Below are 1,004 nucleotides of genomic sequence, written 5' to 3' on the forward strand. Positions count from 1 at the left end.
GGCTTGATCAAGGTGCTGACCATTCGGGCTGCTGAGCACAGGATTGCCAGCCATGACGATCATCATTTTTATCTGCTCATCACTAGGCAAGAGGATTTGGTCAGCCATGGTGCTGGCAGGCAATTCTCCACCAAATTCCGGTAGACCTGAAAGGCTCTGATAACGATTATAATGGCCTTTTTGGCCTGTCCATGCTGCTAGCTCAACCATATCTGCTGCGGGTTTGCTAAACATTAAACCGCCGCGCTCATCCATATGGTTTGTCAGAATATTTACCACATAAACTAACCAGGTCGCCAGGCCACCAAACTCCTGAGTTGAGGTGCCCATTCTACCGAACAGGCAAGCCCTTGGGGTGGTAGCCAGTTTGCGGGCTAGTGTTCTGATATCTTCGGCGGTAACACCTGTAATGCTGCTCACGTGCTCTGGGTTGAAGTCGGACGAGATAAGCTGTATTTCGGCGATCCCTTCAAGATGGCTTGATAGCCGGCCTGTCTCGATTAAATTCTCATTAAATAAAGTGTTAATAATTCCGAGTATCAGGAAGGCATCGGTACCGGGTTTGATGAATAAATGCTCGGTACTTGTTTTGACTGTTTCAGTCTTTCTTGGGTCAAGTAGAATCACCTCACCGCCACGCTTAATGATTTTCTTGAGCCTTGCTGAATAGTCAGGCGCGCTCATTAAACTACCATTTGATGCTGCCGGATTACTGCCGAGAAGAATAAACAAATCCATATGATCAATATCAGGCACTGGGAATAAATATTGATTCCCAAACAGTTCCAGATTTGCCTGCATATGCGGTAGCTGGTCATTGGAGGTGGCAGAAAATTTATTGCGGGTACGCAGTGCTTTCAGCAGCATTGGTGCAAATAGAATATTGCCGTGATGATGGGTGTTCGGATTACCAAGGTAGGCACCTACAGCATTTTTACCGTGCTGTTGTTGAATATCACCAATTTTGTTTGCAACTAAATCAAACGCTCTGTTCCAAGTGATGG

Annotated in this window: 1 protein-coding gene; it reads right to left on the reverse strand. The window is 46.2% G+C overall.

What is annotated here, in order from left to right:
* On the reverse strand, positions 1–1,004 hold a 1,004-nt coding region (locus A3729_RS02745; protein ID WP_156497596.1), incomplete at both ends, for a molybdopterin-dependent oxidoreductase.

Source organism: Oleiphilus sp. HI0043 (assembly GCF_001634935.1).